This is a genomic window from Streptomyces sp. NPDC097619, from assembly GCF_040302735.1.
GTDB lineage: Bacteria > Actinomycetota > Actinomycetes > Streptomycetales > Streptomycetaceae > Streptomyces.
The window spans coordinates 1-17436 of sequence record NZ_JBEOSD010000166.1; the positions used below are offsets into that span (position 1 = coordinate 1).

The window sequence follows — 17436 nt, forward strand, 5'->3', positions numbered from 1 at the left end:
GCCGCGTGCCGGCGGGTCTGCTCGACCACGCCGTTGCGGGCGTCGACGAGGACCAACCGGGGGCCACCCACCCACCGGTGTGCTTCGCCGGCCTCAGACGACCGCGCCCGTGCTCCTCCCCTCGGCCCGTCGCGCCTCCAACGGGCCGTGCCGGCCGGGGGCGCCGCCCCCGGTGCCTCGGTCCCGCGCCAACGGGGCCGGGGGCGGGTTGCGGTGTTCCAGGGCGATCGCGATCGGGACGGCCGTGAAGACGGTCGAGGCGATGCCGACCAGGACGCCCGCGATGAGGGCCACGGAGAAGTCCGCGAGCGAGTCGCCGCCCAGTACCGCCAACGCGGTCAGGATGAACAGGGCTCCCATGCCCGTGTTCACCGTGCGGGGAAGCGTGCGGACCACCGCCTGGTTGGCCGTGGCCGCGAGGTCGCCCCGCGGATTCCGGCGGCGCGCTTCCCGGACGCGGTCGAAGACGACCACCGTGTCGTTCACCGAGTAGCCGATCACCGTGAGCAGCGCGGCCAGAAAGACGCTGTCCACCGGCCTGCCCGTCCAGGCGAACAGGCCCACCACGAGCAGGACGTCGTGGACCATGGCCGTGACGGCCGCCGTCGCCAGGGTCCAGCGGAAGCGCACACTGAGGTAGATCAGTTGGGCGGCCACCGCGATGCCCAAGGCCAGGAGCGCCTTCTGCCGCAGTTCGCCGCCCAGGCTCGGGCCGATCCGTTCGTCACGCTCGACGGTGACGGTTCCGCCGGGCTCTTCCAAGGCCGCCTGGACGCGCCGCTGTTCGTCGTCGGTGAGCTTCTCCGTGCGCACGGTGATGTCACCGTCGCCGGATTCCTGCACCACCGCGCGCGGGAACCCCGCGTCGGACACGGCCTTCCGGGCGGTGTCCGCGTCGACGGGCCTGCTGGTGCCGTACTCGACGAGCCGGCCGCCGGTGAACTCCACGCCGAAGTCCAGGCCGCGGAAGAAGATGCCCGCGACGGCGACCGCCACGAGCAGCGCGCTCACGCCGAGCGAGCGGCGACGGTGTCGGACCAGGTTCGGTTCGCGGCGGGACAGCCACGCGCGGACCCGGCCCGTCGAGGCGATGCCCGTCAGGCCGGGGCGTTCGCGTACGAAGCCGCGGGCGACGGCGAACTCCGCCAGCGCCCGGGTGATCACGAGTGCCGTGAGCATCGAGGCCAGGACGCCCACGCACAGGGTGACCCCGAAGCCCTTGACCGGGCCCGTGGCGAAGAGGAAGAGCAACCCCGCGGCGAGCAGCGTGGTCACGTTCGAGTCGATCACGGCGCTCCACGCCTTGGCGAAGCCGGTGCGGACCGGCTTGGCCAGGTCCTTGGAGCGGACGCCCAGGTACTCCTCCCTGGCCCGTTCGAAGACCAGGACGTTCGCGTCCACCGCCATGCCGATCGCCAGGACGAACCCGGCGAGCCCCGGCAGGGTGAGCGTCGCTCCGAGCGCCACCAGAGCGGCGTACGAGATCAGGCCGTACAGCACGAGGGCCACCGCGGCGAGCGCGCCGAGGAGCCGGTAGACGAAGGTCATGAACAGGGCGGTCAGGGTGATGCCGATGAGCGCGGCCCACGTGCTCGCCGCGATGGCTTCGGCGCCGAGCGTCGGGCCCACCGTGCGCTGCTCGACGACGTCGAGGGGCACCGGTAGTGCGCCGCCCTTCACCAGCGCCGCCAACTCGTGCGCTTCGGAACGTTCGAAGTCGCCGCTGATCCGGGTGGAGCCGCCGGTGATGCCGGTTCCGCAGGCCACGTCCGCGGTGACGCCGGGCGCCGAGAGGATCTTGTTGTCGAGGGTGATGACGACGCGCCGTTCCGGGGCTCCTTGGGGCGCGCAGGCCGCGTCCGCGGTGAGCTTCGCCCAGATGTCGTCCGCGCCCGCGCGGAAGTCGAGGGAGACCATCCAGCCGTTGAGGGCCTGCTGGTCCAGGACCGCCTCGGCGTCCTTGATCCCCTCGCCGGTGAGGGCGGTCGGACCCAGTCGCAGGTGGGCGCCCGGCCGGTCCGGGTCGGGCAGGGTGCGCGATCCGTCCGGGCGGGGCTCCGCGGAGCCGGGGTCGGACGTCGTCCCCGTCACCGGGTGGACCGTGAGCTGCGCGGTCCGGCCGATGACCTCGGCCGCCTGGCGCGGATCCTGTACCCCGGGCAGTTCGACGATGATCCGCTTCTCGCCGGAGCGGGCGATACCGGGTTCGGAGACGCCGAGGGCGTCGACGCGCTGGCGCAGGACCTCCAGCGCGCGATCGGTGGACGCGGCGTCGGCCTTGACGGTGGCGGAGTCCCGGGCCTCCAGGACGATCTGGGTGCCGCCGCGCAGATCGAGGCCGAGCCGGACGGACTGGGTGAGCGCGACGTAGAGGGACAGACCGACCGCCACCAGCGCGACGATCGCCCGCCACCAGGGCGGTCGGGGCGAGGGCGCGCGGAACGAGGGTGCGCGGGATGAGGGCGGGTGGGACGCGGGCGGACGGGACAAGGGTGCGCGAGGCATGGGCACTCCACGATGAGGGCAGGTCGGAGGGACGCCTGACCGCACCGGGGCGCGGCGCGCCGGGGCGGAGGGGTCAGGCGTCGATGAAGGTCTGCGTGCTCATCGGGCGGGCGGCCCGCGCGGGGCGGCCGGCCCGGTAGGGCGCCGCGGCGGCGCGAGTGCGGTGGGCGGGTCCGTCGCGGGCCCGCCGAAGACGCCGTGAGGGACCGTGTCCACGGCCGTACCGGCGGATCCCGCGGGTTGCGGGCCCGGCAGGTGCGCGTCGTGCCGGTGCGCGACCGCGAGCCGCAACGCCGGTACGTCATCCGGACCGGCACCCTGCCCGGCGTGTCCTGCCACCGTGTGGAGGGACAGCGGTCTGTCGGAGGGGAGGAGGATGCCCTGCGGCCCGGTCATCGGGACGAACAGGGCGAGGACCGCGACGACGAGGGTCAGCGCGGACACGGCCAGGCGCGCGGAACGGCTCTGCTGCGGCACGCTTCCCCCCGTCCCCACGGCGCTCGTCGGGTGCGCACGGCGTGGCCCCGCCTGGATCAACGTACGGGCGCCCCCGAACCGTTCCACGAATCCCGGCCACGCATCCCGTCCACGCATCCCGATCCACGGGGACGCGGACGGCGACGCGACCACGGACGCGCGGCCCGGACCCCGCCCCCCCTCCGCGCTCAGGTACCGGGAAGGATGCGCCGCGTCTCGTAGGCCCACATCGCGATCTCGACCCGGTTGCGGGCACCGAGCTTCGCCATCAGGCTCGCCAGGTGCGTCTTCACCGTGCTGAGGCTGATGTGCAGCGCGTCGGCGATCTCGGTGTTGGTCAGCCCGCGGGCGACGGCCAGGAGCACCTGCTCCTCGCGCGCGGTGACGGGGGAGACGGGCCGGCTCACGGGCCGCCCGGCGGGCAGGTCCGCGAAGGTCCGGAGCAGACGGACGGTGACACTGGGGGCGATCAGCGCCTCCCCGTCGGACGCCGACCGCACGGCCTGCGCCAGAAGGTCCGGGCCCGTGTCCTTGAGGAGGAACCCGCGGGCCCCCGCCCGCAGAGCGCCGTAGACGTACTCGTCGAGGTCGAACGTGGTGATGACCACCACGGCCGGCGGGTCGGCGACACCGGGGCCGGCGACCAACCGGGTGGCCTCCAGCCCGTCGATCACGGGCATCCGGATGTCGAACAGGCACACGTCGGGACGCAGTTCACGGGCCAGGCGCACCGACTCCCGCCCGTCGGCGGCCTCCCCGACCACCTCGATGTCGGGCTGGGCGTCGAGCATGATGCGCAGCCCGGTGCGGATGATGGCCTGGTCGTCAGCGACGAGGACGCGGATGGTCACCGCTCTCGCTCCTTCCTCTCGGGAGCTCGGCTTCGACGCGCCAGCCCTGGTCGGTACCCGGGCCCGCCCGCAGGGTGCCGCCGAGCAGGGTCGCGCGCTCGCGCAGTCCGGTCAGACCGTACCCGTCGCGGCCGCGGCCGGTGGGCCGGCCGTCGTCGCGCACGCTCACCCGTACCGCGTGCCGTTCGGCGGAGACCCGGACGACGACCTCGGTCGCGTCGACCGCGTGGCGCATCGCGTTGGTCACCGACTCCTGCACGATGCGGAAGACGGCCGCGTCCACGGCCGGGGGCAGCGCGTCCAGCTCGCCTTCGAGCCCCAGGTCCACCCTGAGACGACTTCCCGGGGCCCGTACCAGCCGCTCCAGGTCCCCGACCCCGGCGGGCGGTGCCAGCTCGGCGCCGACACCCCGGTCCCGCAGCGCGGCGACCATCGCGCGCATCTCCTCCAGCGTGCGGGCCCCCTCCTCCTCCACGCCCTCCAGCGCCGTGACGGCGGCGGACGGCTCCGTGGTCGCGAGGACCCGGCCCGCCTGGGCGATGATCACCATGGCCGACACGTGGTGGGCGACCGTGTCGTGCAGTTCCCGGGCGAGTTGCTCCCGCTCGCGGGAGCGCACCTGGTCCAACAGCCGCTCCCGAGCCGTCCCCCGGAACCGCACGGCGGCCCCGATCACGCCGGGCACCAGCAGGAAGACGAAGGCCGCGACCTTCTCGACGACCGGGGTGTCGTCCATGGCCGTCGACAGCGTGCAGGCCGCGACGATCCAGGCGCCGCCGAGAACGACCTCCCGTCCCGACCCCCACCGGGGGAGCGCGTACACCAGCGCCAGCACGATCACGCCGGCGATCAGCCCGACCGACTCGCCCGGAGCGGCGACGAGCGTGGCCACCTGAAGCAGGATCACCGAGCCGAACGCCAGCTCGACCATCGCCAGCGGACGGGTCCTCCGCCACAGCGGCAGCACGCACAGCCAGACGCCGAACACCACGGCCACCGGCCGCCACACGACGTGCTCCCGCAGGGCGGCCTCCGCCACCACACCGCCCAGACCCACGGCGAGCAGCGCCCAGTCCCGCCACACCCGGGCCGGCGGATCGGGCGGTCGGGGTTCGGTCCACAGGGTTTGCAGGTCGTCTCTCAGCACGTTCTCAGCGTAGGCGCGGCCCGCTGCCGCGCATCGGCCGAAAGTACGGGGCGTCGCTCCACCCCGGGGCCGACGGATCCGCGGCCCGTGAGCCGATGTCGCGGAGCGCCGTGACGAGGAGTCTCGGCACCGGAGGCCGCACACGGACGGCCGACGAGGTGGTTGGAGGCCCCCGATGCTCTCGAAAGCCCTGTTGCGCCTGGGCACAGGCGCCGCCCGCCATCCCCGGCGGGTGATCGCCACATGGCTGCTCGCCGCCGTGCTCGCCGTCCTCGCAGCGGTCGCCTTCGGTGGGCGGACCGCCGATTCGATGACCGCGCCGGGACTGGACTCCCAACGGGCCGCCGAACTGATCGCACGGGCCGGCACGGGCCAGGAGGGGATGACCGCCCAAGTGGTCGTCACCCCCCTCGACGGCGGAGCGACGTTCTTCGACGACAGCGGCGCACGCACCGCCCTCGCGCGCGTGCAGACCGAGGTACGACGCCTGCCGCACGTGCTCGGCACGACCGACCCGGCGGGCGCGCTCGACGCACGCGCGGACACCGCCGTCCGCGGCGGCCTCGTGTCCGCCGACGGACGGATCGCCGTCGTGCGCGTGCAGTATCCCGACCAGAGCCGACTCTCGGCCGCGGACCTCGACGCCCTCGTCGGTCTCGGCGACCGGCTGCGCGCCGAACTGCCCCTGCGCGTCGAAATGGGCGGAAACCTCTTCTACGCCTTCTCCGACGCCGACGGGGGCACGAGCGAGCTCATCGGCATCCTGGCCGCGGCCGCGATCCTCTTCCTGGCCTTCGGGTCGCTCGTCGCCGCCGCGCTGCCCATCGGCATGGCCGTCTTCGGACTCACCATCGGAGTCGCCACGATGACGGTCCTGGCGGGGACGACGGACGTCCCGACCTTCGCCCCCGTCCTCGGCAGCATGGTCGGACTCGGAGTGGGCATCGACTACGCCCTGTTCGTCCTCGCCCGGCACCGGGAGTACCTCGCACACGGTCTCGACCCCCACGGGGCGGCGGGCCGGGCGGTGGCCACGGCCGGCAGACCCGTGGTCTTCGCCGGTGGCGTGGTCGTCGTCTCCATCCTCGGCCTGGCCGTCGCGAACGTGCCGTTCATGACGGTGGGCGGCCTCGCCGTCTCCCTCGTCGTCCTCATCATGGTGGGCGCGTCGGTGACCCTGCTCCCGGCCTTCCTCGGCGCGGCCGGCCCCCGCCTGGGCCGCCCCGGGCGGATCGCCCGGATGCTGCGGGACGCGCGCCCCGGCCGTCCCGCACCCCGACGGGACACCACGGCGACCCCCACACCCGCTTCCGCCACCGGGTGGCGGCGCTGGATCGGCCACGTCTGCCTGCACCCGGTGCCGTACGCCATCGGAGCGGCCGGACTGCTCCTGACCGCCGCCCTCCCCGTCCTCGGTCTGCGCGTCGGCCTGCCCGACGACGGCTCACTGCCCCACAGCCGCACCGAACGCCGCGCCTACGACCTCGTCGCCGAGGGGTTCGGCCCCGGCACCAACGGCCCCCTCGTCATCGCCGCGGACCCCGCGGGCGACCGGGGGCTGCCGGACCGACTCGCCTCGACGGTCCGGGCGGACCCGGGCATCGCCTCCGTCGCCCCGCCCCACATCGACCCCACCACCGGCATCGCGACCCTCGTCGTCTTCCCCACCACCAGCCCCCAGGACGAGGCCACCACCGACACCATCACCCGACTGCGCACCGAGGTGCTGCCCGCGGCCGTCGGTCCCGGCCCGGGCGAGGCCCACGTCGGCGGAGCCACCGCGAGCCTGTCCGACGTGGGCCACCGCACCAGCGAACGCCTCCCGATGCTCGTCGCCGCCGTACTGGCGATGTCGTTCCTGTTGCTCGTCCTGGTCTTCCGCTCGGTACTCGTCCCGCTGAAGGCGGTGCTGCTGAACCTGCTGAGCATCGGCGCGGCCTACGGCATCATGGTCGCCGTCTTCCAATGGGGCTGGGGCGGCGCGCTCATCGGGCTGGAAACGACGGTACCCATCGTGTCGTTCATCCCGATGTTCCTCTTCGCCATCCTGTTCGGGCTGTCCATGGACTACGAGGTGTTCCTCCTGGCCCGGGTGCGCGAGGAATACCTGCGCACCGGCGACAACGGCACGGCGATCGTGGAAGGCGTCTCCGGTACCGCCCGGATCATCACCTCGGCCGCCCTCATCATGGTGGCGGTCTTCCTGTCCTTCGCCATCGCCGACGACCCCTCCACCAAGATGTTCGGCCTCGGCCTCGCCACCGCCGTCTTCATCGACGCCACCGTCGTCCGCATGGTCCTCGTCCCGGCGACCATGACCCTCCTCGGCCGAACCAACTGGTGGCTCCCCCGACGGCTCCATCGACTCCTTCCCCCCACCGTCCCCGCCACGAACACCCCGTCCGACACCGAAGCGCAGGCGACCGAGCCGACCGAGCCCCCGCGCCCCCGGACGGGCGCCCACCCGTCGAGCCCTTAGCCCACGGTGGGCGGTCGCCCCTCCGGGCCGCCGCCAGGTGGGTCAGGGCCGGCGCGCGTGGTCGCCCCGGGCCCGTCGGGCGACCGAGCGGGCGGCCTGCCGGATCGCGGCGACGGTCGGTTCCGCGCGGCGCTTCGCCAGCCAGGCGAGCGCGCACGTCGACGGCGACAGGTCGAGGACGTCCAGGTAGCGGATGCCGGGCCGGGGGAAGAACGTCCTCGCGGCTTCGGGGAGGAAGCACACCGCCTCGCCCTGGCCGACCGTGTGCAGCAGGGACTCCATGTCGGTCACGACGGGCCCGTACCGCACGCGTGTGCCGTCGGGACGCGGATCGACCGCCCAGAAGTTCCACCACGTCCGGGGTACCTGCGCGGGTACGTCGACCACCGGCCGGTCCTCCAGCTGGGCCAGCGTGAGGTGCGGGAGGTCCGCCAGCGGGTCGTCGGCGGCCAGGCACACCACCCGCGGCTCGGTCGCCAGCTGCTCCAGCTCGATGCCCTCCGGGACGGGGGGCCGCAGGAAGACGGCGTCGATGTCCTGCCGGACGAGGCCGGCCATGTGGTCGACGATGTTCAGACCGACCAGCTGCACCGTCATCTGCGGCTGCAGGTCGTGCAGTTCCCGCAACACCGCGCGCGTGTGCGGCATGGCGGCCTCCGCGCCGACCGTGCCCACCACGAGCCGGCCGTCGCTCTGACGACACTGCGCCGCAGCCGTGCGGCGCAGCTGCTCCGTGGCCTCGATCACCAGGCGCGCGTCGGGCAGCAGCGCCCGCCCCGCCGACGTGAGGTCGACGATCCGGCTGGTACGGGCGAACAGCGGCGTCCTCAGCCGCTTCTCCATGTCGCGGATCTGCTGGCTGAGGGCCGACTGGCTGATGAACAGCCGCTCGGCGGCCCGTCCGAAGTGCAGTTCTTCGGCGAGGGTCAGGAACAGGCGGAGCTGGTGGACGCTCGGTTCTCCCGGCGCCCCAGCACCAGGACCACGGGTGTCAGCGCTTTGACCAGGAGTCATGAGCCGGATGTTATCGATCGACTCGTCTTTCGAATAAGTGGCCTGCTGACAGCCGCAGTTCGAGCCGTGCAAGCTGACCTTGCCTCTGCTCCTGACCTGCCGCCCCGGACGGCGCGCGCATGCCGCGCGCTCGAACGCCGGGGCAGGCACGCACCGCGGGGATCCCGGGAGCGGCGGAGCGGGGCGGGGGCGGGACCACGGGGGAATCGGGGGAACGGGGGTGGCACAGCGGTGTCCACGGCTGCCCGGAGGGCGGCCGGTGGACGTACTCGCCCTGTCACAAGGGCGACTTCTTGGGCTGCTCGGCCCCTCCGCGTCACGCGGGAAGCGCAGCACGCGGTCGACGACGAGCAGGTCCAGCACCGAGACCCCATCGGGGTCCGATACGGGGAATTCAATGAGAACGTGGAACAGACATCTCGCGCTCCTGGTGGCTCTGTTCACCGGGATCGTCACCTTGCTGGCGACGGCGACCACTCCGGCCGGGGCAGCCGCACCGACACCGAACGCACCCAAGGCCGCTGCCGGCCGGGCCGCCGCTCTCGGATTCTGGCTGCCGTGCACGCCGGATGACCTGCGGCAGGCGCTGACCCTCCGGCTGCTCGGACGCACCACCGACACGACCCCGGCCGGAAGGATCAAGAGCACCTACAACGGAACCAACGCGGCCATTCCGATGAAGGCCACGTACGGAGAGAAGATCTCCCTGAGCGTGCAGACCTCGGTCGGAGGATCCGTCGAGGCCGAGAAGGTCGTCAAGGTCGCCCTGGAGGCCGGCTGGTCGCAGACGGTCGTCAAGGAGACGACGGAGGCGGACGAGTACTCACCCATCGTCCCACCGGGCTCGTACATCCACCTCCAACCGTTCGTGACGAACCTGTTCGTCCTCTACGAGGTGGCCGCGAACATCGAGTTGCGGTACTGGATGGGGGTGTTGTGGTGCCGCGGCAACAAGACGCCGTCCTTCCGCACCGCCAAGATCCCGATCGCCGAGACGATGTGCGTGTGGACCGGCCCCGCCGGCACCCACTGCCCGCCTGAAGGGCGAGGCCGCCGAGGCGGCGGTGGAGCACCCCCGCCGGGCGGCACCCCCGCGCCTCCCACCGGCCCGCAACCGGTCACGTCCGTCCACGGCCTGGCCGACGGCACGCTCCTGTCGACCACCGACACCGGTCGCGTCTACAAGATGGTGGGCGGCGCACCCGTGTGGCAGGCCACCTGCGGCGACGGCATCTGCACCACCACGCCCCGCCCCACCACGCAGGCCGTCATCAACGCCGGTCCCGCCACCCCGCGGAACGGGGCCACCGTCATCGACCAGCGCGGCCGGATCCACCTCTTCGTGGGCGGCGCCCCGCTCTGGCAGGAGACCTGCGCCTCCCCCGTCACCTGCGGCACGCCGATCAAGGTGTCGTCGTGGTCCGTCGACGCGCGCGACCACATGAACACCCTGCCGGCGGACGGCCAACTCGTGCAGGCGAAGGCCGGCCCCACCGACCTGCCGGTGTCGGCGACCGTCGGCGGCGCGCTGGTCCCCTTCGGCAGCCCGCAGGAGGTCATCGACTCCGGCCACGGCGCCGACTGGGCCCGCAAGGTCGTGGCGATCTCCCCCGGTAGCTACAACAACCTCGGGGCGATCCCCGCGGACGGCACCCTCGTGCAGGGCGCCGCGAACGGCGTCTCGACGCCCGTCGCCATGATCCTCGGTGGAGCGGCCATCCCGTTCGGCAGCCCCCAGGAGGTCATCGACTCCGGCTACGGCAGCAACTGGCCCTCGAAGGTCCAGGGCATTCCGGCACGGCACTTCCACACCCTCCCGACCATCCCCAAGGACGGCACCCTCATCCAGGGCTCGCTGGGCTCCACCCCCGTGGCCGCCATCATGGGCGGAGGCAGGGTGAACTTCGCCGGCCCCCAGGAGGTGATCGACTCGGGCTTCGGCACGGACTGGGCCTCGAAGGTACGGGGCATTCCGGGCCGGGCCTTCAGCGCCCTTCCGACGCGCATCGTGGACGGTACGCGGCTGGCGAAGAGCGGTGCCACCTCGGAGGCTGCGGTCATCGGTGGTGCCCGGGTGGACTTCCACAATGAGGGGGAGCGCGACACCGCCGGTTACGGCGACAAGCCCCGCCAGGTCATCCCCGCGCGGGTGTGGGACGCCATGCCCACCACGATCACGGACGGTACGCGGCTGGCGAGGAGCGGTGCCACCTCGGAGGCCGCGGTCATCGGTGGTGCCCGGGTGGACTTCCACAACGAATGGGAACGCGACACCGCCGGCTACGGCGACAAGCCCCGCCAGGTCGTTCCCGCCCGGGTGTGGGACGCCATGACCACACAGGTCGCCGACGGCACCCTGCTCGGCCGGAGCGACAGCACGGCCCAGGGCGCCGTCGTCGGTGGAGCGATGGTCCCCTTCCAGAGCATGGAAGAGCTGGAAGGCGCGGGCTACGGGGCCGCGCCCCTGCTGATCGTGCCGCCCCGGGTGTGGGACGCCCTGCCCACGCGCATCGCGGACGGCACACGGCTGGCGAAGAGCGGAGCCACATCGGAAGCGGCCGTCATCGGCGGCGCACGCGTCGACTTCCACACCGGGGCGGAACGCGACGCCGCCGGCTACGGGACCACACCCCGCCAGGTCGTCCCGGCCCGGGTATGGGACGCCCTGCCCACGAGCATCGGGGACGGTACGCGCATCAAGGATGCCGGTTCGAGTGGTCAGGCGGCGATCGTCGGAGGGGCGAAGGTGACGTTCGCCCACATCGAGGAGCTCACTGCGAGCGGGTACGCCGATCGCCCGATGCAGGTCGTCCCGAACCGCGTCTGGACGGCCCTCACCACCAGAATCGCCGACGGCACGCGCATCAAGGATGCCGGTTCGAGTGGTCAGGCGGCGATCGTCGGGGGCGCGAAGGTGACGTTCGCCAACATCGAGGAGCTGAACGCCAGCGGCTACGCCGACCGACCCTTGCAGGTCGTGCCGAACCGTATCTGGACGGCCCTCACCACCAGAATCGCCGACGGCACGCGCATCAAGTCGCCGGACGCATCCACCGTCTGGCTGGTCGAGGAAGGCCGTCGGACGGTGACGGCCGAAACCGCGGGGGCATGGACGATCCCGCAACGCGTGATCGACACCATCCCCCTGGGCTGACACCGGCCCCTGACGCAACACTCTCGTGACGGGCCTGCTGCTCAGACCCGTCGACGAACGCTACGTCTCGCGCTCCGCAGGCCGCCGGCCCGCGGAGCGCGACCGTACGCTCCCGAGTGCGCGAACGCTGTCACTCCCCGCACGGACCCGACAACGAAACCCTCCGGGGTCGCCCGTGCGCCGGTCGGAGGTACCCTCAGCGGGCCCGCCTTCGGAAGGGAGCGCCATCGTGAACACGAGTCTGCGCATCAGCCGCCGCGGCGCGCCCGCCGGCACCTGCGTACTGGCGGTGACGGGCGAGATCGACTTCGACACCGCGCCCGCCCTGGCCCGCTCCCTGGACGCAGCCCTCACAGGACCGCCCGTTCCCGCCACCCTGGTCGTGGACTGCTCCGCCCTGACCTTCTGCGGCTCCGCGGGCCTCAATGTCCTCCTCGTCACCCGCAAACGTGCCGCGCGAACCAATATCACCCTCAGCCTGGCCGCCCCCAACCCCCAGCTCCTCCGCCTGCTCCGGATGACCGGAGCCGACGCCCTCTTCACCCTCACCACAGCCCCCACCACCTACCCCTGACCACCGGTAGGCGGCTACCGGTCCCACCCGAACCTCCACCGATGCGGCCCCCGACTTCCACTCCTCGGCCCGGCCTCACGTCCTGCCGCCCACTCCTCCCATCAGCGCGGCCGACATGCCCGCCGTCACCAGCCACGAACCGGTCCGCCAACTCCGCCGGGACGTGCTCCGCCACGATCTCCAGGGGCAGGTGTGGCTCCAGCGCGCGATCGTCGGCCGTCATGACATCGAGGTCGAACCAGAGATCCTCGCCTTCGGGCCCGGTGCGTATCCCCATGTGCCCGAACCTCGCCTCGGGCAGGACCGCGGCCATCCGCCGGACATCCTCCACGGTCAACAGCTCGGCGGAGACCCAGATGAAATCCTCGGGATATGACAACAGCGCGCACAGTTGCCTGGCCTTGGCGTATGCGGTGGCGGCGTCGCCGGTACGGAAAACGGCATACGCCGTGGAGTTGCCCATGCCGGAACCCTCACACGCCCCCAAGTCCCGACGCCACCACGTTTCAGCCGGTCAGACCAGGGCCGGACCGCGACCGACTGCAATCCGCGCAGAGACAAGCGGTTGGCGGCCAGGTCCGCCCGCCCGGGGACCTGACGCACCGCCCGCACCCGGATCCACTCCTGAACCGACCTCCGCGCCCCTTCATCCGGACGGACCGCAGCGACCCGGGCCGACGGCTCGTCACCGGCTTGGGCCGATCGGGGTGCATGTGACGGGACCAAGGCGGCCGGCGTTGCGTGGGTTCCGCGTGCGACGGTAGACAGTGGGGCCGAACGAGCACCAGGACGACCCCCGCGAAGGCCCTTCGATGACACCTCCCGTACGCGACCTGCCCCGTGCTCTCCTGGCCTGGCTGCGCGAGCGGTCCGTGGCCGGCTTCGGGGACGGGGTGATGGTGTTCAAGACCGTCCTCGCCGCCGGGTTGTCCTGGTGGGTGGCCGCCTCGGTCCTCGATCTCTCCGAGCCCGGCCTGGCCCCCACCGGAGCCGTGCTCGTCGCCCAGGTCACCCCGCACGCCACGGCGCTGAAGTCATTCCAGCGTGCCGCCGGGATCGTGGCGGGTGTCCTCCTGGGAGCGGCGGTCGCGGCCCTCAGCGGCAACGGCCTGGTGACCATCCTCCTGGTCACCCTGCTCGGCATGTTCGCCGGCCGGCTCATGCGCCTGGGCCCGCAGATGCATCAGGTCGCCCTCACCGGAATCCTCGTCGTCTCCAGCAGCGAGCACCTCGGGTACGGCACCGCACGCATCGAGGAGAACGTGCTCGGAGTTCTCGTCGGCACCGCCACCGCGCTCTTGGTCCCCTCACCCGGCTTCACCCGTAAGGCCCGGACCGAGATCGGCCTACTGACCAGGGAGATGGCCGCACTGCTCTCGTCCGTGGCCACGGACCTGCCCGAGGAAGCCTGGCCGGCCTCGGCCGCCGGATGGGTCCGAGAGGCGCGGCGCCTGAGCGTCCGGCTCGACACCGTGAGGTCCGCCGTCCGCCAGGCCCACGAGGCCTCCCGCTGGCGCAGGAAGACCGGAGCCGCCGCCGTCGCCCGACTCGCCGAAGCCGCCACGGCACTCGACCACGTCGGTCACCAGCTCCGCGGCATCACCCGGGGCCTGTACAACCTCACCTACCGCGAGGGACGCCCCCCGGCCCTGCACCGGGAGCAGCCCGACTCCCCGCTCAAGCCACTGGAAGCCCCGCCCCGGCCCGAGGGCCTCGATCGCGTGTTGCACTCCCTCGCCCTCGTCCTGACCGAGATCGCCGACCGTCACCTGAAGGCCGACGGGCCGGCCGGTACAGCCGATCCGCAGACGGCCCCCCAGCAGTTGCGGCAGCTGCTGGGCGAAGCCGAGGCCCGTTTCCTGGCCACGGCCATCGGCCAGTCGTCCGCCTACGGCCGCTGGCAGACCCTGTGCACCGCCGGGATCCTGGAGGACACCCGCAAGATGCTCCACGAGCTCGACCCCGACCTCGGCCCGCACCACGCGGCCTTCACCTGACACGACCCCGCCCACGAGATGGTGGACGGCCACGCCGGCCAGGCTACGAAACGAGCGGAACCCGCCCCCCCGTAGCCCCGAACATCCGGTCGTGCCTGTGCCGGCCCCGCCTCATTGTGCCCAGGTGATGCCGAGGTCGGCGAGGGCGGCCAGACGGCTGGGGGTGAGGGTGTGCCGGCGTTGACGTTGGTTGGCGAGCCAGACCCCGGTCCGATGGGCCACGCTCCCGTCGGGACCCGGAAGGTGCTCGATGTGGGCGCGAGGGATCACCATCGTGCCCTCCCGGGCCAGGTACTGGGTGAGTGCGGCGAGCCCTCGTCGGAACGCGGCGGCTCCGGGCCCGGTCTCCGCCTCGACGCTGGTCCCCGCACCACCCCCGGCACCGTCCGTCCTGACGGATGCCGGGGGCGGTGCGGGGGAGACGCCGAGCGCCCGGAGTCGGGCCCGCTGCTCGTCGTTCAACCTGCGGTAGTCGCGTCGTTGGGTGGCCAGCCACCGGCCGATGTCTTCGGTGTGCCACGTCACCCCCGGCACCACTTCCTCGATCCGGGCACCTGCGGCCAGTGCTTGTGTGAGGTAGGCGTGGTGGCGTTGCCAATCGACGGTCCACCCGAGCGCTCCCGGGTTCCAGTCGGGGTCGATTGCGGCCAGCGCGTGCGCCCGGCGTTCGGCCCGCGCCGCGTCCTTCCCGAGTCCGCCTGCCCTGCGGACGTTGGTCAGCCACTGCCCGACGGCCCGGTCGAGTGCGACGGCGTGCCGTGGTGCCGCGAGCGTGCCGTGGACGGCGTGGAAGGCTCGTGCGGCAGCGAGGTTCGCCTCGAAGCCCGCGTCCGTGACGTCCCAGACGACCCCGAGCCCTTCGAGTTCGGAGACGCGTGTTTCGTGCATCGCCCCGGCCCGGTAGTTCCTTCGCTGGTCGGACAGCCACCTGCCCAGTGGGTACTGGCCTTCGAGGTGTTCGTAGGGGACGTCGAGGTGTTCCTCCCGTTCCCGGTACCGCATCGCGGCATCCAGACCGCGCCGCCAGGCGGTGTGTTCGGTGTCGAGTACTTGGTAAGTGATCCATTTCGCGATCAGGGCCGGGTCGCGTGGGGCGGCGAACCGGAGCAGCAGCCGCGGCTCCGCCCCGCCTTCCCCCTCCCCGTCGGGCGGGAGTTCACCGATCGACCGCGACGGTGTGACGACGTTCCTCTGGGCTTCTTGGGGAACGGCGAGCATTTCGACGGCTCGTTCATCGTGTGCCCGGAGCCCGGCCAGAACCCGGATGAGAGGACCGTAGGAATTCGAGGTGAGGATTTCCTCCGGCTGCTCGTCGGGCCCGAGGAACACGGGCACGACCAGGGTGGCGAGCTTCCCCTCGCCGGGGGTCTGTCGGAGGGCCCGGCCGACGGCCTGGACGATGTCGACTGCGGAGCCCTTGGGGTCGATGAGGGCCACGGAGTCCACCGCGCGGATGTCGACGCCTTCGCCGAGCACCCGGCAGTTCGCGAGCACGGCCCGGCCCCCGCGCCGGCGCCCGAAGGCATCGATGACGGCAGCCCGGTGCGCTCCGTCGTGCTGTCCGGACAACCACCCGGTCCACACCCGTTCGGGAGCTGGGTGCCGGTCCGGGTCGACGGCGTGGAGTCGGGCGGCGACGCGTGGGAGTCCGGTGGCGAAGGCTTCGGCTTCGATGGTGCGGTGGTGGAACGTGATCGTGGTGCGGAGGGCGTGTTCGGCCATGGTTTCCAGGAGCGCCGTCTGTACGGCGGCCAGCCGCTGCCCCCGGAGCTCCTCGTCACTCCGTCCGGCTCCGTAGAGCCGATCCGGTGTGACAACGGGGTCGGTGAGTTCGGCGACGACGACTTGGTACCGGGCCAGCAGCCCCCGTGCGATGGCGTCCGAAAGAGGGAGCTCGTACACGACGGGCCCGAACACGGCCGGGTCGTCCATCGAACAAGCAAGCTCCTTCGTCAACCGGTCCCGCACCGGCCCCGGCGGTGTGTACGCGCGCCCTTCGGCCGCGGCCTTGGCCCTCTCCTCTCCCTGCTCGATCCGCCGTGCCGCCTCGGTGATCCGCTGCTGAGCGGGGGTCTGTGGGGGTCGGTCGGCCCATACCCGCGGTGTCGCGGTCAGGTACAGCCGCCGCAGCGCCGGGATGACGTCCTGGCGGTGAACATCGGCCCAGGCCTTCCCCACCGCCCCGGACGTGCGATGTGCCTCGTCGACGACGACCAGGTCGAAGGGGTCGAGTTTCTGCCCGTAGACGCCTTGATGCGCCTCGGCGACGACCGGCAATGAGGCATACGTCCCGTACACGGTGACGGGACCGCGGCCGTGCCAGAGGGCGAGCTGTGGGGGAGAGGTGGTCGAGCGCACTCCGAAGGTCGACAACTGAGGGTCATCGGAGAGGGAGCACACAGCGACCGCGGGCCCGTGATGCCCTGCGGCTCGCCACGCTCCGATGGTCTGGGCGAGCAGGTCGAGGGTCGGGAGGAGAATCAGGATCCGGCCCCCGCGGGCCACCCGTAGAGCGGCGGCGGCGGCCATCACGGTCTTCCCGGTCCCGCACGCGGCCACCACCGTGGCCCGCAGTCCACCCTCCGGGACCCCGCTCGCGGGGACCTCCAGGCCGCGCACGATGGCCTCGACAGCCTCTTCCTGATGCGCCCGGAGTACGGTGTCGCCCGGCTTGTGCATTCGATACCCCATGGAATCAGAAAAGCCTGGTCCTCAGAGTTCCAGGGTGTCACAGTTCTCGTGATATTACGCACTGCATCACCATGACAATCGCGACACGACCCGGATGCTGCCCGCGGCGTTCGGACGAGTGTTCCGGATGGCCTTTAGGCCCGCACGCGAGGGAGGATCGCCGGGACCGTCATCCTGACGGCGATTGAGACGATGTGGGAGTACCCGGCGATGGCTCAGGGCAGTGTGAAGTGGTTCAACGGCGAGAAGGGGTTCGGGTTCATCGAGCAGGACGGTGGCGGTCCGGACCTGTTCGTGCACTTCTCCGAGGTCCAAGGCAGCGGCTACCGCTCTCTCGATGAAGGCCAGCGGGTCGAGTTCGAGGTCGGCCAGGGACAGAAGGGCCCGCAGGCACAGCAGGTCCGAGCGATCTAGCCACCGCTGCCGGGTTGGGGCCCGCCGAGCGGGCCCCCCCCCCCCCGGGGGGCGGGGGCACCCGCCCCCACACACGGGGGGAAAGAACAACACCCCACCAAAACAAAACACCAACACCCCCCGAGGGACCCCA

12 protein-coding genes are annotated in these 17436 nt (G+C 72.3%); 5 read left to right on the forward strand and 7 right to left on the reverse strand.

The features are described 5' to 3' along the window. Positions 1 to 93: 93 nt before the first annotated feature. The 4 genes from secD to ABTZ17_RS31130 form a co-directional block, all read right to left on the reverse strand. Complete coding sequence (gene secD, locus ABTZ17_RS31115) at positions 94 to 2505, reverse strand: protein translocase subunit SecD (protein WP_352199120.1); 2412 nt, start codon at positions 2503 to 2505, stop codon at positions 94 to 96. A gap of 99 nt (positions 2506 to 2604) precedes the next feature. Beyond that, the gene (locus ABTZ17_RS31120; protein ID WP_352199121.1) at positions 2605 to 2982 is read right to left on the reverse strand and encodes a hypothetical protein; all 378 of its coding nucleotides are present in this window, start codon (positions 2980 to 2982) and stop codon (positions 2605 to 2607) included. Between the two features lie 188 nt (positions 2983 to 3170). Then, positions 3171 to 3833, reverse strand: coding sequence for a response regulator (locus ABTZ17_RS31125; RefSeq protein WP_352199122.1), 663 nt, complete (start codon positions 3831 to 3833; stop codon positions 3171 to 3173). After that, positions 3808 to 4980, reverse strand: coding sequence for a sensor histidine kinase (locus ABTZ17_RS31130; protein ID WP_352199123.1), 1173 nt, complete (start codon positions 4978 to 4980; stop codon positions 3808 to 3810). The genes ABTZ17_RS31125 and ABTZ17_RS31130 overlap by 26 nt, the downstream gene beginning before the upstream one ends. A gap of 175 nt (positions 4981 to 5155) precedes the next feature. Between ABTZ17_RS31130 and ABTZ17_RS31135 the strand changes: the two genes are divergently transcribed. Beyond that, positions 5156 to 7459, forward strand: coding sequence for an MMPL family transporter (locus tag ABTZ17_RS31135; protein ID WP_352199124.1), 2304 nt, complete (start codon positions 5156 to 5158; stop codon positions 7457 to 7459). A 42-nt stretch (positions 7460 to 7501) separates the two neighbouring features. On the opposite strand, the gene ABTZ17_RS31140 is transcribed toward ABTZ17_RS31135, so the two are convergent. Beyond that, a complete protein-coding gene (locus ABTZ17_RS31140; protein ID WP_352199125.1) occupies positions 7502 to 8473 on the reverse strand; it encodes a LysR family transcriptional regulator in 972 nt (323 codons plus the stop codon). Between the two features lie 397 nt (positions 8474 to 8870). On the opposite strand from ABTZ17_RS31140, the gene ABTZ17_RS31145 reads away from it, so the two are divergent. Continuing rightward, positions 8871 to 11627, forward strand: a complete 2757-nt coding sequence (locus ABTZ17_RS31145) for a hypothetical protein (protein WP_352199126.1) — start codon at positions 8871 to 8873, stop codon at positions 11625 to 11627. Between the two features lie 229 nt (positions 11628 to 11856). Further along, positions 11857 to 12201, forward strand: a complete 345-nt coding sequence (locus tag ABTZ17_RS31150) for an STAS domain-containing protein (RefSeq protein ID WP_352199127.1) — start codon at positions 11857 to 11859, stop codon at positions 12199 to 12201. Here ABTZ17_RS31150 and ABTZ17_RS31155 read toward each other — a convergent pair. Continuing rightward, complete coding sequence (locus tag ABTZ17_RS31155) at positions 12173 to 12664, reverse strand: hypothetical protein (RefSeq protein WP_352199128.1); 492 nt, start codon at positions 12662 to 12664, stop codon at positions 12173 to 12175. The genes ABTZ17_RS31150 and ABTZ17_RS31155 overlap by 29 nt on opposite strands. Before the next feature lie 349 nt (positions 12665 to 13013). Between ABTZ17_RS31155 and ABTZ17_RS31160 the strand changes: the two genes are divergently transcribed. After that, positions 13014 to 14198 carry an FUSC family protein gene (locus ABTZ17_RS31160; RefSeq protein WP_352199129.1) on the forward strand — a complete coding sequence of 395 codons (1185 nt, stop codon included), beginning with the start codon at positions 13014 to 13016 and terminating at the stop codon, positions 14196 to 14198. 111 nt (positions 14199 to 14309) lie between these two features. Here the strand turns inward: ABTZ17_RS31160 and ABTZ17_RS31165 are convergent, their stop codons facing one another. Continuing rightward, positions 14310 to 16889: a DEAD/DEAH box helicase gene (locus tag ABTZ17_RS31165; RefSeq protein ID WP_352199130.1), complete on the reverse strand. Its 2580-nt coding sequence runs from the start codon at positions 16887 to 16889 to the stop codon at positions 14310 to 14312. Positions 16890 to 17099: 210 nt separating this feature from the next. Here ABTZ17_RS31165 and ABTZ17_RS31170 point away from each other — a divergent pair, with 210 nt between their 5' ends. Further along, complete coding sequence (locus ABTZ17_RS31170) at positions 17100 to 17303, forward strand: cold-shock protein (RefSeq protein WP_352199131.1); 204 nt, start codon at positions 17100 to 17102, stop codon at positions 17301 to 17303. The last annotated feature ends 133 nt before the right edge of the window (positions 17304 to 17436 follow it).